The organism is Streptomyces sp. NTH33 (assembly GCF_003236365.1).
Taxonomy (GTDB): domain Bacteria; phylum Actinomycetota; class Actinomycetes; order Streptomycetales; family Streptomycetaceae; genus Streptomyces.
This window is the reverse complement of record NZ_POTZ01001036.1, coordinates 1-734: the sequence shown is the minus strand read 5'-3', so window position 1 is coordinate 734 and position 734 is coordinate 1. Positions and strand designations below refer to the sequence as shown.

General features: G+C 72.6%; 1 protein-coding gene. It reads right to left on the bottom strand.

Annotation, left to right across the window (positions count from 1 at the left end; translation table 11 throughout):
• Positions 1-47: 47 nt before the first annotated feature.
• Positions 48-368: a hypothetical protein gene (locus tag C1I97_RS38305; RefSeq protein WP_111007402.1), complete on the bottom strand. Its 321-nt coding sequence runs from the start codon at positions 366-368 to the stop codon at positions 48-50.
• Positions 369-734 lie beyond the last annotated feature (366 nt).

Here is a 734-nt window from a genome sequence, read left to right as displayed (position 1 = left end):
GGAGATCCGGAGGGTTCAGGGGGTTCGGCCGGCCGCGATGCTGTCATCTACAACTCCGCGCGGCAGGGGTCCTGTTCGGCCGCCTCGGCGACCGACTGACTGGTCAGGGGGGCGGCCTCGGCGAGCGGCGGCTCGCTGGTGAGCGGCTCGGCGTCGGGCAGCGGCGGCTCGCTGGTCAGCGGGGTCTCGGCGCAGGTGCTCTCGGCGCTGAGGGCGCACAGGCCGGAGTCGTCGGCGGTCGACAGCCGGCCGGCGAGGGGCCGGTCGCCGGCCGGCAGCGGATCGTCGGCGGGCAGCAGGTGGGGAGCGGGCGGCTCCGCCACGTGTTGGGACAGGGCCGAGAGCAGAAGGTGTGCCGGTGCGGCCACGGGGGCCTCCTTGTCGAGTACGTCGGTCACGGGCGTCCAGCGGTCGGATTACCGCAGCCCTACCCCGTGCTCGCGAGGGCAGACGTACCAGAACGAATGACGTGCCGCTGGTCACACTCGCCCGACTCCAGGTTCGGTCAATCGCGGCACAACGGCCACTCTCGTTGACACCTTCCCCCGGGGATGGTGTGGTCAGGACTCTTCGACACCGCCTTCGACACGACTTTCGAAGGCCGATCGACGAGGAGGGGCCGTGCGACTTCGGCGCGGTATCGGGCACGGGAAGAGCGCGGCCGCACTCGCGTTCGCCGTCATCGCCGGAACCCTGACAGCCGCGCCCGCGGCCGTCGCGGCGCCACCCGCCCC